The sequence below is a fragment of the Pseudohaliea sp. genome, assembly GCF_040217025.1.
Lineage (GTDB): Bacteria > Pseudomonadota > Gammaproteobacteria > Pseudomonadales > Halieaceae > Pseudohaliea.
The window spans coordinates 106,288-122,803 of the sequence record NZ_JAVJOA010000004.1; the positions used below are offsets into that span (position 1 = coordinate 106,288).

The 16,516-nt window shown below is 68.9% G+C and carries 12 protein-coding genes; all 12 read left to right on the top strand.

Annotated elements, in window-relative coordinates:
* Positions 1–10: 10 nt before the first annotated feature.
* The 12 genes from RKE50_RS01480 (at position 11) to RKE50_RS01535 (ending at position 16,512) form a co-directional block, all read left to right on the top strand.
* Positions 11–838 carry a CmcJ/NvfI family oxidoreductase gene (locus tag RKE50_RS01480; RefSeq protein ID WP_350033809.1) on the top strand — a complete coding sequence of 276 codons (828 nt, stop codon included), beginning with the start codon at positions 11–13 and terminating at the stop codon, positions 836–838.
* Between the two features lie 132 nt (positions 839–970).
* Positions 971–1,435: a Rid family hydrolase gene (locus tag RKE50_RS01485; protein ID WP_350033811.1), complete on the top strand. Its 465-nt coding sequence runs from the start codon at positions 971–973 to the stop codon at positions 1,433–1,435.
* Positions 1,436–1,507: 72 nt separating this feature from the next.
* The gene (locus RKE50_RS01490; RefSeq protein ID WP_350033812.1) at positions 1,508–1,777 is read left to right on the top strand and encodes a hypothetical protein; all 270 of its coding nucleotides are present in this window, start codon (positions 1,508–1,510) and stop codon (positions 1,775–1,777) included.
* A 10-nt stretch (positions 1,778–1,787) separates the two neighbouring features.
* The gene (locus RKE50_RS01495; protein ID WP_350033813.1) at positions 1,788–3,344 is read left to right on the top strand and encodes a BCCT family transporter; all 1,557 of its coding nucleotides are present in this window, start codon (positions 1,788–1,790) and stop codon (positions 3,342–3,344) included.
* A gap of 298 nt (positions 3,345–3,642) precedes the next feature.
* Complete coding sequence (locus RKE50_RS01500; protein WP_350033814.1) at positions 3,643–4,491, top strand: hypothetical protein; 849 nt, start codon at positions 3,643–3,645, stop codon at positions 4,489–4,491.
* 221 nt (positions 4,492–4,712) lie between these two features.
* Positions 4,713–6,956 (top strand): catalase/peroxidase HPI, encoded by a 2,244-nt coding sequence (gene katG, locus RKE50_RS01505; RefSeq protein ID WP_350033816.1) that lies wholly within the window; start codon positions 4,713–4,715, stop codon positions 6,954–6,956.
* Between the two features lie 155 nt (positions 6,957–7,111).
* Positions 7,112–9,601, top strand: coding sequence for an HD-GYP domain-containing protein (locus RKE50_RS01510; RefSeq protein ID WP_350033818.1), 2,490 nt, complete (start codon positions 7,112–7,114; stop codon positions 9,599–9,601).
* Positions 9,602–9,632: 31 nt separating this feature from the next.
* Positions 9,633–10,064: an MAPEG family protein gene (locus tag RKE50_RS01515; RefSeq protein WP_350033819.1), complete on the top strand. Its 432-nt coding sequence runs from the start codon at positions 9,633–9,635 to the stop codon at positions 10,062–10,064.
* A 98-nt stretch (positions 10,065–10,162) separates the two neighbouring features.
* On the top strand, positions 10,163–12,157 hold the full coding sequence (locus RKE50_RS01520) for a sodium-translocating pyrophosphatase (RefSeq protein ID WP_350033821.1): 1,995 nt from the start codon (positions 10,163–10,165) through the stop codon (positions 12,155–12,157).
* Between the two features lie 88 nt (positions 12,158–12,245).
* Positions 12,246–12,914 carry an ABC transporter ATP-binding protein gene (locus RKE50_RS01525; RefSeq protein ID WP_350033823.1) on the top strand — a complete coding sequence of 223 codons (669 nt, stop codon included), beginning with the start codon at positions 12,246–12,248 and terminating at the stop codon, positions 12,912–12,914.
* On the top strand, positions 12,911–15,403 hold the full coding sequence (locus RKE50_RS01530; protein ID WP_350033824.1) for an ABC transporter permease: 2,493 nt from the start codon (positions 12,911–12,913) through the stop codon (positions 15,401–15,403). The genes RKE50_RS01525 and RKE50_RS01530 overlap by 4 nt, the downstream gene beginning before the upstream one ends.
* On the top strand, positions 15,400–16,512 hold the full coding sequence (locus RKE50_RS01535) for a lipocalin-like domain-containing protein (RefSeq protein ID WP_350033825.1): 1,113 nt from the start codon (positions 15,400–15,402) through the stop codon (positions 16,510–16,512). Before RKE50_RS01530 ends, RKE50_RS01535 begins: the two co-directional genes overlap by 4 nt.
* The last annotated feature ends 4 nt before the right edge of the window (positions 16,513–16,516 follow it).

The following is a 16,516-nucleotide window of genomic DNA, read 5'->3' on the forward strand; positions in this document are numbered from 1 at the left end:
GGAGGTACCCTTGGCTGAAAACCCCGAAACGACAGCCTGTGCAGAGCTCAAGTTCCTGGCCGACCTGTCACAACCGCTGGTCTACGTCCCTTCGAAGGGCGGCGGCGACCAGACGGAACACCAGGGCAACTTCCGCACGCACAGCGTCGAGGTTCACGACGCCCGGCGTGCCCTGCCCGCCACCGACCTGGACCGGGAGGGCTTCGTGCTTCTCGCACAGCCCAGTGCCGTCGGTGATTTCTACGACGATGATGCACTGCATGACACCTACCACGGCGAGCTGATCGCGCTCATCAAGGCGACCACCGGGGCACAGCGCGTCGAGGTCTTCGACGACACGCGCCGGAGCGCCTCCATCGCCACGCAGCGCGAGCGCGGCATCCGCGAGCCCGCGAACATCGTGCACAATGACTACACCGCCGCCTCCGGCCCGCGCCGGCTCAGGGACTTTTTCGCCGACGCGCCGGAACAGGCCGAGACACTGCGCCAGCGGCGCTTCGCGATCATCAATGCCTGGCGCCCGATCAACGGCCCCGTGTATGACCAGCCACTGGTGCTCTGCGATGCCAGCACGATCGCCGACGGCGACCTGGTCGCCATGGAGCGGCGCGCCGAGGAGCGTGTCGGCGAGCTGCAGGTCGCGCTCTTCAACCCGGAGCAGCGCTGGTACTACTACCCGCGGATGCGACCGGAGGAAGTCCTGCTGTTCAAGACCTACGACTCCGCTGAAGACGGCCGGGCGCGTTTCACGCCGCACTCGTCCTTTGCCGACCCGACTGCGCCGCAGGCTGCGCCCGCGCGCGAAAGCCTCGAGTCGCGCTGCCTGGTGTTTTTCTGAGCGGAGAGGCCCCCCGCTGTCTACTTCCGTCGAGGCTTCGAAGCCGTGACTTCGCGGTACGGGCGGCCTACCCTGACGTTTCGGGTACCGCCCCGGCGACCTACCCTGTCCAGCACAACAAGGAGAAGTGACATGGACTCTTTCCGAAGAACCCTTGCGGCCGCGAGCCTGCTCGCGGTGACCGCGACAGCCACAAACGCCGACGAGCTGGTGCACATGGCACCGCCCGGCGCCCTCGCGGATCTCCCCTTCTCGGAGGCGGTCATCTACGACGATTTCATTTTCTTGAGCGGCCAGCTCGGTGTAGACCCGGCAACCGGCGAGCTCGTCGAGGGCGGCATCGGCCCGGAAACGCGCCAGACCATGGAGAACATCCAGGCCACGCTCGCCCGCGCCGGCGCCACCATGAATGACGTGATCAAGTGCACCGTGTTCCTGGCCGATATCGAGGAGTGGGCCGCCATGAACGCGGAGTACGTGAAGTTCTTCGACAAGAAGCCGGCGCGAAGCGCCCTGGGTACCGCGGGCGGCATCGCCCTCGGGGCCCGCACGGAAATCGAGTGCCTCGCCGCCGCGCCTGACGACGACGCCGAGTAAGCCCCTCGGAAGCAACACCGCGCCCCGGTGACACCCGGGGCGGCAACTCATTTACCGGACAAGGACTTATCCATGTCGACCCTTCGTCTTTTCGCCGTGCTGACGGCCTTTGCCCTCTCACCCTTCGCCATCGCCGACAGCGCGGCGGACGATCCGCTCAAGGCGGAGGTCATCGCCTCCGTCGACGCCCAGGCCAAGGCCCTGGCCATGACCATGGTCGACCTCTACCAGAACCCGGACCTGGTGCAGGCCATCAAGGCCGAGTTCCGCGAGCGCAAGGGTGACTACGTTTACGAGGGCATCGTGCCCCCGGGGCCGCCGCCGCTGGACTTCGAGCAGTGAATCGTCCCGGGTGAGTGACCCCGAGACAGGTGAACCTCCCGGCCGCCCCACCGGCGCCGCCGTCAACTGGCCCCTGTTCGCCCTGACGGCGGGCTTCATCGCCGCCTTCTGCGGCCTGGCCATCGTCAGCGCCGAAACGCTGAACCGGATCGTCGATGCCAGCTTCGCCTGGTCGGCGCGCTTCTTCGGCCTCTACTGGCAGTTGCTGCTGCTGGCGACCTTCTTCGTGGGCCTGCTCATTGCCCTGCTCCCCGGCGGGCGCAGCGTTCTGGGCGGCCGGTCGACACCGGAGTTCAGCCTGTTCCAGTGGGGATCCATGATCATGTGCACGCTGCTCGCCGGCGGCGGCGTGTTCTGGGCGGCCGGCGAGCCCCTTGCCCATTTCGTCGACGTACCCCCGGCGTTCCCGGGCGTAGAGGCCACCACCAGGGCAGCCGTACCCTATGCCCTCGCGCAGTCCTTCCTGCACTGGGGCTTCCTCGCCTGGGCGATTCTCGGCAGCCTGACGGCAGTGATGCTCATGCACTACCACTACGACGAGGGCCTGCCGCTGGCACCGCGAACCCTCCTGTATCCCGTGTTCGGCCGGCACGCCATCGACGGGCCCGTCGGCGACCTCGCCGACGCGGCCTGCATCATCGCCGTGGTCGCCGGCACCGTCGGCCCCATCGGCTTCCTGGGCCTGCAGGTGAGCTACGGCCTCGAGGCGCTGTTCGGCATCCCCGACCGCTTCCTGACCCAGGCGGCCGTGATCGGCGTGCTGATGGTCGTTTACCTGGTCTCGGCGGTGAGCGGCATCGGCCGCGGCATCCAGTTCCTGAGCCGCGTGAACATGTTGCTGGGCGGGCTGCTGCTGGTCTTCATCCTGGCGGCGGGCCCTTCCCGCTTCATTGTCAGCAGCTTCTTCTCGGGCCTGGGCACGCACCTCGCCAATTTTTTCGACCTTGCCCTGTACCGGGGCGACGCCGAGCTTTTCGGCCCCGCCGGCTGGCTGGGCTGGTGGACGGTGTTTTTCTGGGGCTGGTTCATCGGCTACGGGCCGCTGATGGCGATCTTCATTGCCCGGGTGAGCCGCGGCCGCTCGATCCGCGCCATCGTGGTCATGCTCTCCCTGGCTGCACCGCTCATCACCATGGGCTGGTTCACGATCCTCGGCGGCGCCGGGCTGGGGCTGGAGCTGGCGGACCCGGGGGTCATCTCCGAACCCATGGCCGGCCTCAACCTGCCGGCGGCGCTGCTCGCCGTCACCCAGGCCATGCCCCTGGGTTTCGTTGTCTCGCTGTTGTTCCTGCTGCTCACGACGATCTTCGTCGCCACCACCGGCGACTCCATGACCTACAGCCTGTCCGTGTCCCTGTCGCGCAGCGACCGGCCGTCCACGGCGATGCGGGTTTTCTGGGGCGGCGCCATGGGCGCCATGGCGCTGGTGCTGGTCTCCCTCGGCTCCGGCGGCATCGGCAAGCTGCAGAGCTTTATCGTGGTCACGGCGGTGCCCGTGTCGCTGGTGCTCCTGCCCTCGCTCTGGGACGCGGTGCGTATCACCCTGGCGAGAAGCCCGGTGCGCTGACGCGGCCCCGGCTCAGAGTTGCGGGGCCAGCCACTGGGCATAGGCGAAAACGAGCAAGCCGACGAACAGCCAGAGGCCGAGTGCGAGCGCTGCGGCGGCGAGCCAGCGCATCATGATGAGGCATTCACTCCATGGAAGGGGTTGGAGGTCAACAATGCCCCCACGGCAGCCGCAACGATAAACACCCGCCGTAGTATAGGCCACGTTCATGCCCTGAGGCCCGGGAAACAGTGCCCCGGAGGCGGGGACGCGTCATACTCGGGGCACAGTCATCGCCCCGAGGAACCTCCTGCCCTTCATGGCCGCAACGCCTTCATCCTTTCGCCCCGGCGCCGCCCTGCCTGTTACGGCGGCCGTCACCGCCGTGCTCGCCCTGGCCTGGAGCGGTGTGCTCGACCGCCCCTCGGAGGCCTACCTCGATGCGGCGCTCCTCGGCGCCGGCGCCATCTATGCAACGGCACGGGCGATCAACGGGCTGGTCTCGGTGCTGCAGGGCACCGAGTTCAGCATCCCCATGCTGTCGTTCACCATCGGTGAGTTCCTGGACCCGGTGAACGACCTGGTCGAGCGCTTCTCCGCCGTGATGATGCTGGCCCTCGGCTCCCTGGCGCTGCAGAAGGTCCTGCTCGCGCTGGTCACGGACCGGCTGTTCAATCTTATGCTCACCGTCGTGGGCATCGCCGCTGCGGTGGCCAGTGCAGGCGGCCCGGCCGCGCTGCGCCGGGGCCTGCTCCTCGCCTTCACGCTATTCGCCGCCGCCCGGCTTGCGCTGGTGCTGGCGGCGCTGGCGGCGGGCTGGACCGACCAGCTTTTCCTCGCCGGCGAGGAGCGGGCGCGCCATGCGCAGATGCAGGACTTCCGCGGGGAGCTCGAGCAGGTGGGCCGCAGCGCCGGCGTCTCCCTCGAGGACGGCGCCGAAGGAGAGCAGAGCGGCCTCGGCGACCGGCTGCGCGGCATGGGAGAACTGCGGCCTCAGCTGGCGGCGCTGGGTGAGCGGGTGGATGCGTTCGCAAGCAACCTGATCACGCTGCTCGCCGCACTGCTGCTGAAGACCGTGCTGCTGCCCCTTTTGTTTCTCTACGCCCTGCTCCGGCTGGTCCGGCGCGCCTTCACAGCGAGGGTACCCCTACCGCGACAAGGGGCTTGATCGGAAATGCTGCTCACCATCATCGAAAAAAACCGATGGAAAAGCGGTTTGTGATCGACCTACCCTTAAATTATCTCGTGGCCAGCGTGAAGTCGGCCTGAAGCTCCGAAGACATCGCGTCGGGGTAAGGACCGGGTTACGGGAGAGACGGTGCAAGCAGGTACCTGCTTTTCTCTTGCACGTTGTAACCGCAAGAAATGATGAACCGGGAGGCAACATCCATGGTAAAGAAGACACTGCCCGCCGCGATCCTCGCGGCCCTCATGTCCGCATCCGCAGGAGCGGACATGCACAATGCCGAGAGCGGCATGATGACCGGCAAGCCGAAGCCGAACAGCTTCTGGTGGCCCGACCAGCTCAACCTGCAGCCGCTCCGTGACCACGCAATCGAATCCAACCCCTACGGCGACGATTTCGACTACGCCGAGGCGTTTGCCGAGGTGGACTTCGAGCAGTTGAAGGCCGACCTGAGAGAAGTCATGACCGATTCCCAGGACTGGTGGCCGGCCGACTGGGGCCACTACGGTCCGTTCTTCATCCGCATGTCCTGGCACGCTGCGGGCACCTACCGCACGGCCGACGGCCGCGGCGGCGCCGGCGGCGGCCAGCAGCGCTTCGAGCCGCTTGCCAGCTGGCCCGACAACGCCAACCTCGACAAGGCTCGCCGCCTGCTCTGGCCGGTGAAGCAGAAGTACGGTCGCAACGTCTCCTGGGCCGACCTGCTGGTTCTCGCCGGCACCGTCGCCATGGAAGACATGGGTTTCAAGACCTTCGGTTTTGCCGGCGGCCGTGAAGATGACTGGGAGCCGGATATCGTCTACTGGGGCCCGGAAGAGGAGCTGCTCGCCAGCGACCGCCACGACAAGGACATGAACCTGCAGCCGGGCCTCGGCGCCACGGTCATGGGCCTCATCTACGTCAACCCCGAAGGCCCGGGTGGCAACGCCGACCCGGTGGCGGCGGCCAAGCAGATCCGCCAGAGTTTCGGCCGCATGGCCATGAACGACGAGGAAACCGTCGCCCTGATCGCCGGCGGCCACACCTTCGGCAAGGTCCACGGTGCCGGCAAGGCCTCCGAGTGCGTCGGCCCCGATCCCGCCGCCGCACCGGTCGAGCAGCAGGGTCTCGGCTGGAAGAACAGCTGTGGCAAGGGCAACGCCGAAGACACCATCACCAGCGGGCTGGAAGGTGCGTGGACGGCGGCACCGACGCAGTGGACCATGCTGTACCTGCAGAACCTGTTCGCCTACGAGTACGAGAAGGTGAAGAGCCCCGGCGGGGCCGTGCAGTGGGTGGCCAAGAACGACGCCACCAAGGACACGGTGGCACCGGTTGTCGAGGGCGCCGACAAGTCGACGCCGATCATGCTGACGACTGACCTGTCGCTGAAGGAAGACCCGGTTTACCGGGAGATTTCCAAGCGCTTCCTGGACAACCCGGAAGAGTTCGAGCTCGCCTTCGCCAAGGCCTGGTTCAAGCTGACGCACCGCGACATGGGTCCGAAGGCCCGCTACGTCGGGTCCGAAGTGCCCGACGCCGATCTCCTCTGGCAGGACCCGCTCCCCGAGGCGGACTACAAGATGATCGACGACGGCGATGTCGCCAAGCTCAAGGAGCAGATCCTCGAGACCGATCTCACCAACGCAGAGCTCGTGCGCGCGGCCTGGGCCTCGGCGGCCAGCTACCGCAACACCGACATGCGCGGTGGCGCCAACGGCGCCCGGGTACGCCTGGCGCCGCAGAAGGACTGGCCGGTCAACGACCCGGAGGAACTGGCAAAGGTACTGTCTACACTGGAAGAGCTCCGCGAGGACTTCAACAGCGGTCTGTTCAAGAGCAAGAAGGTGTCCCTGGCTGACCTGATCGTCCTCGGCGGCGCGGCGGCCGTCGAGCGCGCGGCCAGCGAGGCGGGCTACGACGTCGAGGTGCCGTTCATCCCCGGCCGCGTGGATGCGACCGCCGAGATGACGGACGTCGAGTCCTTCGAGCCGCTCGAGCCCCATGCCGATGCGTTCCGCAACTACTATGCCGAGGGCAACCGCCTCTCGCCGGCAGAAATGATGGTGGAGCGCGCCGACCTCCTGGGCCTGCGTGTCCCGGAGATGACGGTCCTGGTCGGCGGGATGCGCGCCCTGGGCGCCAACAGCGGCGGTATTGAGCACGGCATCTTCACCGACCGGCCGGGCACGCTGAGCAATGACTTTTTCGTCAACCTGCTCAGCATGGACACGAAGTGGGAGAAGTCGGACGACATGGAAGGGATCTACGAGGGCTATGACCGCGCCAGCGGCGAGCTCAAGTGGACCGCCACGCCCGTCGACCTGATCTTCGGCTCCAATTCCGAGCTGCGCGCGGTGGCCGAGGTCTACGCCGAGGCCGGCGGCGACGAAAAGTTCGTCAACGACTTCGTCGACGCCTGGGTCAAGGTCATGCGGGCCGACCGCTTCGACCTCGACGAGGCCTGAGGCACGGCTGCAGCGGGGCCCTCCCCGGGCCCCGTCCCCCACCCTGGAACCCGGCGGCAGTCCGCCGGGTTTTTTATGTCCGGCGCCGGGCTCTTCACCGACCCCCCGGCACGCTATAGTGTCCGGAGGAACCCGCCAGAGACAGCATCCGCCGCATGGACCGCCCCCGCAAACACGCTCCCAGGCTGAGCCTGGGCACGCTGCTGACGGCGCTCGTCCTCGGAGCCGTGCTGTTCGCGGCGGCGACGATCACCGCGATCAACTACTACTTCGATACCCGGGCCGCGGAACGGGTGGCTGCCGAGGAGTTCACCGCCATCGCCCAGCGCAGCGCGGAGGCCGCCGGACGCCTCGAGCGCCGGGGCGAACAGCTGGCCATCGCCGTTCGCCGCGAAGAGGCTTTTAGCGCTCCGCTGGGGCACGGCCTGCATCCTATCGTGGGCCCGCTGGTGGAGTACCTCCAGCGCCGGAAGGGCGTGTTCAGCCTCTTCGTCGGCTACGCCAACGGCGATTACCTGGAGGTCTCCAACCTGGAAGTCGCCGCCGGCGTGCGCGCGGCCTGGGGCGCCCGCGACGACGAGCGGTGGGTCGTCATGCAGGTCTCGGACTTCGACGGGGAGCGGGTAGAGAAGCGCCGCTTCCTGGACGACGCACTGCAGGTGGTGCGCGAAACAGACAGCTCCAGCCAGTATTATGCCGACCTGCGACCCTGGTTCACCGATGCGCGACCGGGCCAGGTCCGAAAAACGGCCCCCTACGTCCTCACCATGGTGCAGGAACGGGGCATCAGCTATACCGTCGGCTCCCCGGAGGGCGCCGTCGCCGGCGCCATCGTGCTCTTGTCCAGCCTCGACGCACTACTCGACAGCAGCCGCTTTCCCCAGACCCACGCGGCGATGATCTTCAACACGGAGGGCCGCATCGTCGCCAGCAGCGCCCGCGACCGCCGCTTCCGCGGCGTGACCTCCGCCGCCAACATCCGCGATGATACGGAGGTCTACCCGACCCTCGTGGCGCTCGCCGGCGACCCCGCCGGCTACGGCCTGCTGCAGCGCACGCGCGTTGGCACGGCCGACTACTACGCCTGGGTGCAGCCGTTGGACAGCTTCAGTTCACAGAGCACCCAGGAGTACATCGGCCTCCTCGGCCAGCGCGCCGAAGTCATGGCCCCCTATCGCCGCCAGGCGCTGGTCACCCTAGCTCTGTCGCTGGCCGCGGCGCTGCTGCTACTGCCGCTGGTCTTCGTCTCCACGCGGCTGGTATCGCGGCCGATTCGCGCCCTGGTCGAGCAGAGCGACAAGGTGCGACACCGGGATTACGCGAGCGTGACGCGTGTACCCACGGCAATCCGCGAAGTGGGCTGGCTGTCGAGTTCCCTCGTGAACATGGCCGAGGCCATCAGCGACTACGAACAGAAGCAGCGTGACCTGCATGACGCCATCGTCCGCCTGATCGCCGCGGCCATCGACCAGAAATCCCCGCATACCGGTGGCCACTGCGAACGGGTACCGGCTATCGCCGCGCTGCTGGCAGAGGCCGCGACAGAAGCAGCGGAACCCCCCTTCGACGATTTCGCCCTGCGCTCCGAGGAGAAGTGGCGCGAGTTCAAGATCGCCGCCTGGCTGCACGACTGCGGCAAGATCACCACGCCGGAACATATCGTCGACAAGGGCGCAAAGCTCGAGGCGCTGTACAACCGTATCCACGAAGTGCGCATGCGCTTCGAGGTGCTGCTGCGCGACGCGGAGATCGACTACCTGCGTGCCCTCCGGGAAGACCCCGGCGCAGAGGCGGAGCTGCGCGCCGAGCTGGCAGAGAAACAGCGCCAGCTGCGGGAGGACTTCGCCTTCGTGGCCGAGTGCAACGTGGGCGGCGAAGCCATGAGCGACGCGGCCATCGAGCGCCTGCATCACATCGCGGGCCGCAGCTGGCTGCGCACGCTCGATGATCGCCTCGGCCTGTCGCCGATGGAGGCGCTGCGCCTCGCCGACTTTTCCAGCGAAACCCCGCGGTGGGAGCCCCTCCTCGCGGACCGGCCCGAGCACCGCACGCCCCGCGAGGACGCCGAGTCGCGCTTCGCCGGCTTCGGCTTCACCATGAGGCCGCCGGCGCTGGAGCAGGACCTGGGAGAGCTGTACAACCTCTCCATCCGCCGCGGCACGCTGACGGACGAGGACCGCTACCGCATCAACGAGCACATCTCCTCCACCATCGAGATGCTGGAAACCCTGCCCTGGCCGGAAGAGCTCGCCCGCGTGCCGGAAATCGCGGGCGGCCATCACGAGAAGCTGGACGGTACCGGCTACCCGCGCAGCCTGCCGGCAGAGAAGCTGAGCGTGGCGGCGCGGATCATGGCCATCGCCGATATCCTGGAAGCACTCACCGCCCCGGACCGCCCCTACAAGAAGGGCAAGACCCTGTCGGAATCCCTGCAAATCATGCGTTTCATGGCCCTGGACCGGCACATCGACGCGGATTTGTTCCGCCTGTTCATCGAGCGCGGCCTGCACTACCGCTATGCGGAGGTGTGGATGAACCCCTCGCAGATCGACGACGTGGACGCGACCGCGCTGCTCCGGGGCTTGCAGGGAGTCTCCGTGTCCGCCAACCAGCGCGGCGTTGTCGAAAACCGACCCCGCGCCTAGACTCCTCATAAACTCCACGCGGACAGCCCGAATGAGCACCCAGATCCTCGCCCCCGCCGCCGTTCTCGTCGCCTGGACAATCCTCGTCCTGTTCTGGATGGCCGCGCGCCGCTTCCCGGCCATGAAGCAGGCCGGCATCGACCTCTCCAAGCCTCAGCCCGGCGGCCGACGCGGCCAGGACCTCGATGGAGTGATACCCGATTCCGCCAACTGGATCGCCCACAACTATGCGCATCTGCTAGAGCAGCCCACAGCCTTCTACGCAATCGGCGCTATTCTCGCGATCACCGGTAGCGTCGGCAGCTGGGACCTGCGCCTGGCCTGGGCCTACGTCGGCCTGCGCGTTGCCCACAGCCTCGTGCAGTGCACCGTGAACTACGTGCCAGTGCGCTTCCTGCTGTTCCTGCTCTCGACCTTCTGCCTCCTCGGGCTCACGGTTTCGGCGCTGAAAGCAACACTCTGAACAAGCCACCGCACGGCGCGCTTCCCCGCCGCTGCGACGGGGTGCTATCGTGGCGAAAATGATAAGTAGAAGCACGCCAACCGCACGGGGGTCCCTGCATGAGCGAGTTCTTCATTTACCCACCTCTCCTGGGTATCGGCGGTCTGCTGGTCGCCTTCTTCATCTACCACCTGCTGCTGCGCCACAACCACGGCGACGGCGTGGTGAAGCACATCGGCGATCAGATCCACCTCGGCGCCATGGTCTTCATGCGCAGGGAGTACCAGCTACTCGCGCTCTTTGCCGCCGCGCTGCTGGTGGCCATCCTCGCCTCGCCGCTGTCCGTGAACACGGCCATCGCCTTCACCGTCGGTGCCCTGTCATCGGCGACCGCCGGTTTCCTCGGCATGTGGGCAGCGACCAAGGCCAACGTGCGCACGGCAGTCGCAGCGCAGAACCACGGCCAGGCCTTCGCGCTGTCCATCGCCTTCTACGGCGGCTCCATCATGGGGCTCTGCGTCGCTTCCCTGGGGCTGATCGGCCTGGGCAGCCTCTACTACTACTTTGGCGGTGATCCGCACACGGCCCACGCCATCCATGGCTTCGGCATGGGCGCCTCGGTGGTCGCGCTGTTCTCACGGGTCGGCGGCGGCATTTTCACCAAGAGTGCCGATGTCGGCGCGGACCTGGTGGGCAAGGTCGAGGCGGGGATCCCGGAGGACGATCCGCGCAACCCGGGCGTCATTGCCGACAACGTCGGCGACAACGTCGGCGACATCGCCGGCATGGGCTCGGACATCTTCGAATCCTACTGCGGCTCCATGATTGCCTGCATCGCCATCGCCTCGACCATGGCCGTCGACGCTGACACGCAGAGCGCGCTCATGTTTCTTCCCCTGGCGCTGGCCAGTATCGGCCTGCTCGCCTCCCTGGTGGGGATCGTCGTGGTCCGGGCGCGCTCCGGCTCCGCGCCGGAAGCAGCCCTGCGCACCGGGACGATCCTCGCGCCGGTGGTCTTCATCATCGCCGCCTGGTTCCTGGTGGGCGTCATGGGCCTGGACAGCCGGGTCTGGTGGTCCGTGGTCGCCGGCGCGGTCGGCGGTGTGTTCATCGGCCTGATCACCGAGTACTACACCGGCGGCGCGCCGGTAAGGAAAATCGCCGAGTCCGGCGGTACCGGCCCCGCGACGGTGATGATCACCGGCCTCGCCGTGGGCATGCAGTCCGTGGTGCTGCCGATCCTCTTCCTCGCCGGCATCATCTACCTGTCGACGGAGCTCTCCGGCCTCTATGGCGTCGGCATCTCCGCCGTCGGCATGCTTGCCACCGTGGGGATCACCATGGCCATCGACGCCTACGGGCCGGTGGCCGACAACGCCGGCGGCATCGCCGAGATGGCCGGCATGGGCCCGGAGACCCGCAAGATCACCGACGGTCTCGACGAGGTGGGCAACACCACCGCTGCCATCGGCAAGGGCTTCGCCATCGGCGCCGCGGCGCTGGCGGCCATGGCCATCATCGCTGCCTTCGTCGAAACGGTGACCCTCGAGCACCCGGGCTTCGCGCTCGAGCTGTCAGACCCGAAGGTCCTCGTGGGCCTGTTCATCGGCGGCACGATCCCCTTCCTCATCGCCTCCATCACCATGACGGCCGTGGGGGACGCGGCCTTCGACATGATCAAGGAGATCCGCCGCCAGTTTCACGAGATCCCCGGGCTCCTCGAAGGCACCGCGGAGCCGGATACGGCGCGCTGCGTCGACATCGCCACCACCGCAGCCCTGCGCCGCATGATCCTGCCCGGCGCCATCGCCGTGGCCGCCCCGGTCATCGTCGGCTTCGGCCTCGGCGCGCAGTCCCTGGGCGGCATGCTCGGCGGTGCACTGCTGGGCTGCGTGCTGCTCGCGCTGATGATGGCCAACGCCGGCGGGGCCTGGGACAACGCCAAGAAGTACATCGAGAAGGGGCACCACGGCGGCAAGGGCTCGGACACGCACTCGGCAGCGGTAGTGGGCGATACGGTCGGCGACCCCTTCAAGGACACTTCCGGCCCGTCCATGAACATTCTCATCAACGTCATGGCCATCGTCAGCCTGGTCATCGCGCCGCTGCTCTGACCGGCGGCGCGACGGTCCGCGGAAGCGTCGGTCGTGGCAGCGGGCCGCATTCCGTTACCCTTGACCCTTTGCAGCAGCGGAGACCGCCGTGCTGACGGCAAAGGGACTGACCTACCGTTTTCGCGAGGGTGGCGCCGACCACGAGCTCTTTGCCGGCCTGGACCTCGAGCTTGCCGCCGGTGAGTGCGTTGCGCTTCTCGGCGCCTCGGGCTCCGGGAAATCCACGCTGCTCAACCTCCTCGGCACCATCGACAGCCCGCAGGCCGGTGCGATCCATATCGGCGGGCGCGACATCTCCCGACTCGTCGAGCCGGAGCGGACGCTGTTCCGCCGGCAACACCTCGGTTTTGTCTACCAGCGCTTCCTGCTCGTTCCTACCCTGACCGTCGCGGAAAACGTCCGCCTGCCCCTGGACCTACTCGGCGTGCCGGGCAACGACGCCGACGCGCGGGTCGCGCACTGGCTCGACGCCGTGGGCCTCGGCAGCCGCGGCGAGAGCTTTCCGGACCGGCTCTCCGGGGGCGAGCAGCAGCGGGTGGCCATCGCCCGCGCCCTGGTTCACGCGCCGGAGCTGGTCCTCGCCGATGAACCCACCGGAAGCCTCGACGCAGAAACCGGCGAGCGCGTCCTCGACCTGCTGCTGGCGCGGGCGCGGGAGGGTGGCGGCGCCCTGCTGCTGGTGACCCACAGCGAGGCGGTCGCCCACCGCGCGGACCGGGTGCTGCGCCTCGAGGGCGGTCGCGTGACGTCGCTGTGAGCGGCAGCCGCCTTCCCGTCGCGGCCAGCACCCGCTTCTACCGGCAGCATCCGCTGCAGCTGCTGCTCGCCCTGCTCGGGATCAGCCTGGGCGCGGCAGTGATCGTCGCCGTTGCGCTGGCTACCCGCACCGCCGCGCTGTCCTTCGACCGCTCCCTCGAGGCGCTCGCCGGCCCCATGACGCACGAGCTTCGTGCCCGCGATGGCGCCCTGCAGGAAGACCTCTACCGCCGGCTGCGCTTGAGCGGCAACCCGCCGCCGGCCCTGCCGATGCTGGAGGCGCAGCTGCGTATCGGTGATCGGCAGCTAACCCTGGTCGGCATCGATCCGCTCGCGCTGCCTCCGGGCGGCCCTGCCCCGGGGGCAGTCAGCAGCGAGCTGCCGCGGCTGCTCACGGAGCCCGGTGCGGTGCTGGTGCCCGAGACGATCGCGGCGGAGACGGGCCTCCGGCCCGGGAGGCCGGCCCGGGGCACGATCCGGGAGCGTGGGATGGCCCTCCTGCCGCTGGCCCTTTTTCCCGCGGGCCCCGGGGACTGGCTCGGCGATGCGCTGCTCGCCGATATCGCCACGGTCCAGGAGCTCGCCGGTCGGGAGGGCGAACTGGACCGTATCCAGCTCAGGCTGGCGCCCGGCGAGGCCGAGGTCCTGCGGCGCGCGCTGTCGCCGACGGTCGAGCTTCGCCGCCATGCCGACCGCCGGGACACCTTCGACGCCATGACCGGCGCCTTCCGCACCAACCTGACCGCCATGAGCCTGCTAGCCATGCTCGTCGGCGCCTTCCTGGTCTACAACACCATGGCCTTTGCCGTGGTGCAGCGACGGGCCACCTTCGCCGTGCTGCGCATGGTCGGCACGACACCGCGGCAGCTCTTTCACCGGCTGCTGCTGGAGGCAGCGGCCCTCGGCCTGGTCGGCGGGCTTCTCGGCATCGCCCTGGGTCTCGTCCTCGGACAGGGCCTGCTGACGCTGGTCGCAAGGACCGTCTCCGATCTCTATGTAGCTATCGAACCGACACGCCCGGCCATCGCCCCGTCGCAGCTGCTCACCGCGCTGGCGGTGACCCTCGGCGCCGTGCTTGCCGCCACCCTGATGCCCGCGCGGGAGGCCGCGCGCACCGCGCCCGTGGCCCTGGAGAAGAGCAGCGCGGCGCCGGGACGGCGTCGGCTGCAGGCCGCCGCCGGCCTCGTCCTGCTCGCCGCCTGTCCGCTGCTACTCGCCGTTTCCGGCAGCTCCCTCCTCGCCGGCTTCACCGCCCTGTTCCTGCTCATCACCGGCTACGCGCTGCTCTGTCCCGCGCTACTGCGCGGATTGCTCGCCGGGCTGCTGCGGGTCCTGCCGCGGCGCGGCGGCGTGGGCCCGGCGCTCGCCCTGCGCGGGGTCGAGAGCGCCCTTCCCCGCACAGCCCCGGCACTGACTGCGCTCGCCGTCGCCGTGGCCGCCACCGTGGGCGTCGCCATCATGATCGATTCCTTCCGCGGCAGCGTTGCCAGCTGGCTCGAGCGGACACTGCAGGGCGACCTCTATGTCTACCTCGAGGGCGAGGGGGAGCGCCTCGCCCCGGACTGGGAAGCGCGCCTAGCGGCCCTGCCGGGTGTGGAGACCGTCGCCGCCGCGCGGCAGCGCACGCTGCGCATCGACGGCGAGCCGCTGCGCGTTCTCGTGCTCGGCGCCAACGCGGTGGCCTCGCGCAGCTTCGCGATCGTCACGGGCCCGGCGACGGCAGCGGGGGATATGCTCGCGGCGGGCGACGGCATCCTCGTGTCAGAGCCCCTGGCGCGGCGGCGCGGGCTCACCGTCGGCAGCACCATCGAGCTGGCCACGCCGGCGGCGCCACTGACGCTGAGCGTACGCGGCGTGTACCGCGACTATGCCAGCTCCTACGGCGCGGCGGTCCTGCCCCGCGCCCTCTACGAGCGTCACTGGCCGGACCGGGAGCTGTCCAGCATCGCGCTCACGCTGGCCGCGGATGCGGACCCGCAAGCCCTGCGCCGGCAACTTCTCGCGCTCGGCGCCGCACGCGGCCTCGAGCTCAACGTGAACTCCAACCGCGCCATCCGCGATCACTCCCTGGCGATCTTCGACCGCACCTTTGTCATCACCGAGGTGCTGCGGGCGCTGGTCATCGTGGTCGCCTTCGTGGGCATCCTGAGCGCCCTCATGGCCCTGTTCCTCGAGCGCAGCCGCGAGTTCGCCGTGCTCCGCGCCACCGGCATGACGCCGCGACAGCTCCTCGGCCTGGTGCTGACGCAGGCCGGCGCCAGCGGGCTCCTCGCAGGGCTCCTCGCCCTTCCCCTGGGCGGCCTTCTCTCGATACTCCTCATCGACGTGATCAACCGGCGCTCCTTCGGCTGGTCCCTCGCCACGCGCGTGGATCCGGCCATCGTCCTGCACTCGCTCCTGCTTGCCGTCGCCGCGGCCGCCCTCGCCGCGCTCTGGCCGGCCCGCCGCCTCGCCGGCAGCGATCTCCGCGACGCTCTCTACGCGCCATGAGACGGGCCTCGCTGCTGCTGCTCTGCCTGCTCGGCGTCGCCTGCGGTGATCGCCGGCCCGCCACCGGGCTCGACGTGTCCAGCGCCCTCGGCGGCGAAGCGGCGGCCGGCTTCGCGCGCGCCAGCGAACCGCGGCGCTTCGCCTTCCCCGAGGACCACAACGCCCATCGCGCCTTCCGCAACGAGTGGTGGTACTTCACGGGCCAGCTGGCGACGGCGGACGGGGAAGGCTTCGGCTACCAGGTGACCTTCTTTCGTATCGCCCTGGCGCCAGCTGCGCCGGGCCGGTCCTCAGCCTGGGCAACGCGCCAAGTGTGGATGGCTCACGTCGCCCTCAGCGCCATCGATGCCGGTGCGCACTGGCACGGGGAGCGCTTCGCGCGCGCGGCCCTGGGGCTCGCCGGCCAGCAGGCGCGGCCCTTCCGGGTCTGGCTGGAAGACTGGCAGGTCACCGGGGGCGAGGGCGGCAGCTTTCCCTGGGAGCTGGCCGTCGCAACGGAGGACTTCACCCTGGCCCTCAGCCTGAGTCCCGAGCGCGACCCCCTACTCCAGGGCGACGAGGGGCTGAGCCAGAAAAGCGCGGAGGCAGGCAACGCCTCCTACTACTACTCGATCACGCGCCTGGCCACGGCCGGTGCGATCACCGTGGGCGGCGAGCGTCACACCGTGACGGGCCGGTCCTGGCTTGACCGGGAGTGGAGTACCAGCGCGCTGGGTGCTGACCAGGCCGGCTGGGACTGGTTTTCCCTGCAGCTCGACAATGGCGCGGACCTGATGGTCTACCGGCTGCGGCAGAAGGACGGCAGCACCGACCGGCACAGCGCCGGCACGCTGCTCGGCGCCGACGGCCGGCGGCAGGCCCTGGCCGCCGGTGACTTCCAGCTGCAGCCGCGTCGCTGGTGGCGGAGCGAGGATGGCACACGCTACCCCGTCGCCTGGCGGCTGCAGGTACCCGGCGCCGGGCTCGATCTCCGGGTCGAGGCCCTGCTTGACGACCAGGTCATGGACACGGCCGTGCGCTACTGGGAAGGTGCCGTCTCGGTAGCGGAGGCGGACAGCGACCGGACCCTGGGCCGCGGCTACCTGGAGATGACCGGCTACCGGCCCTGAGGAC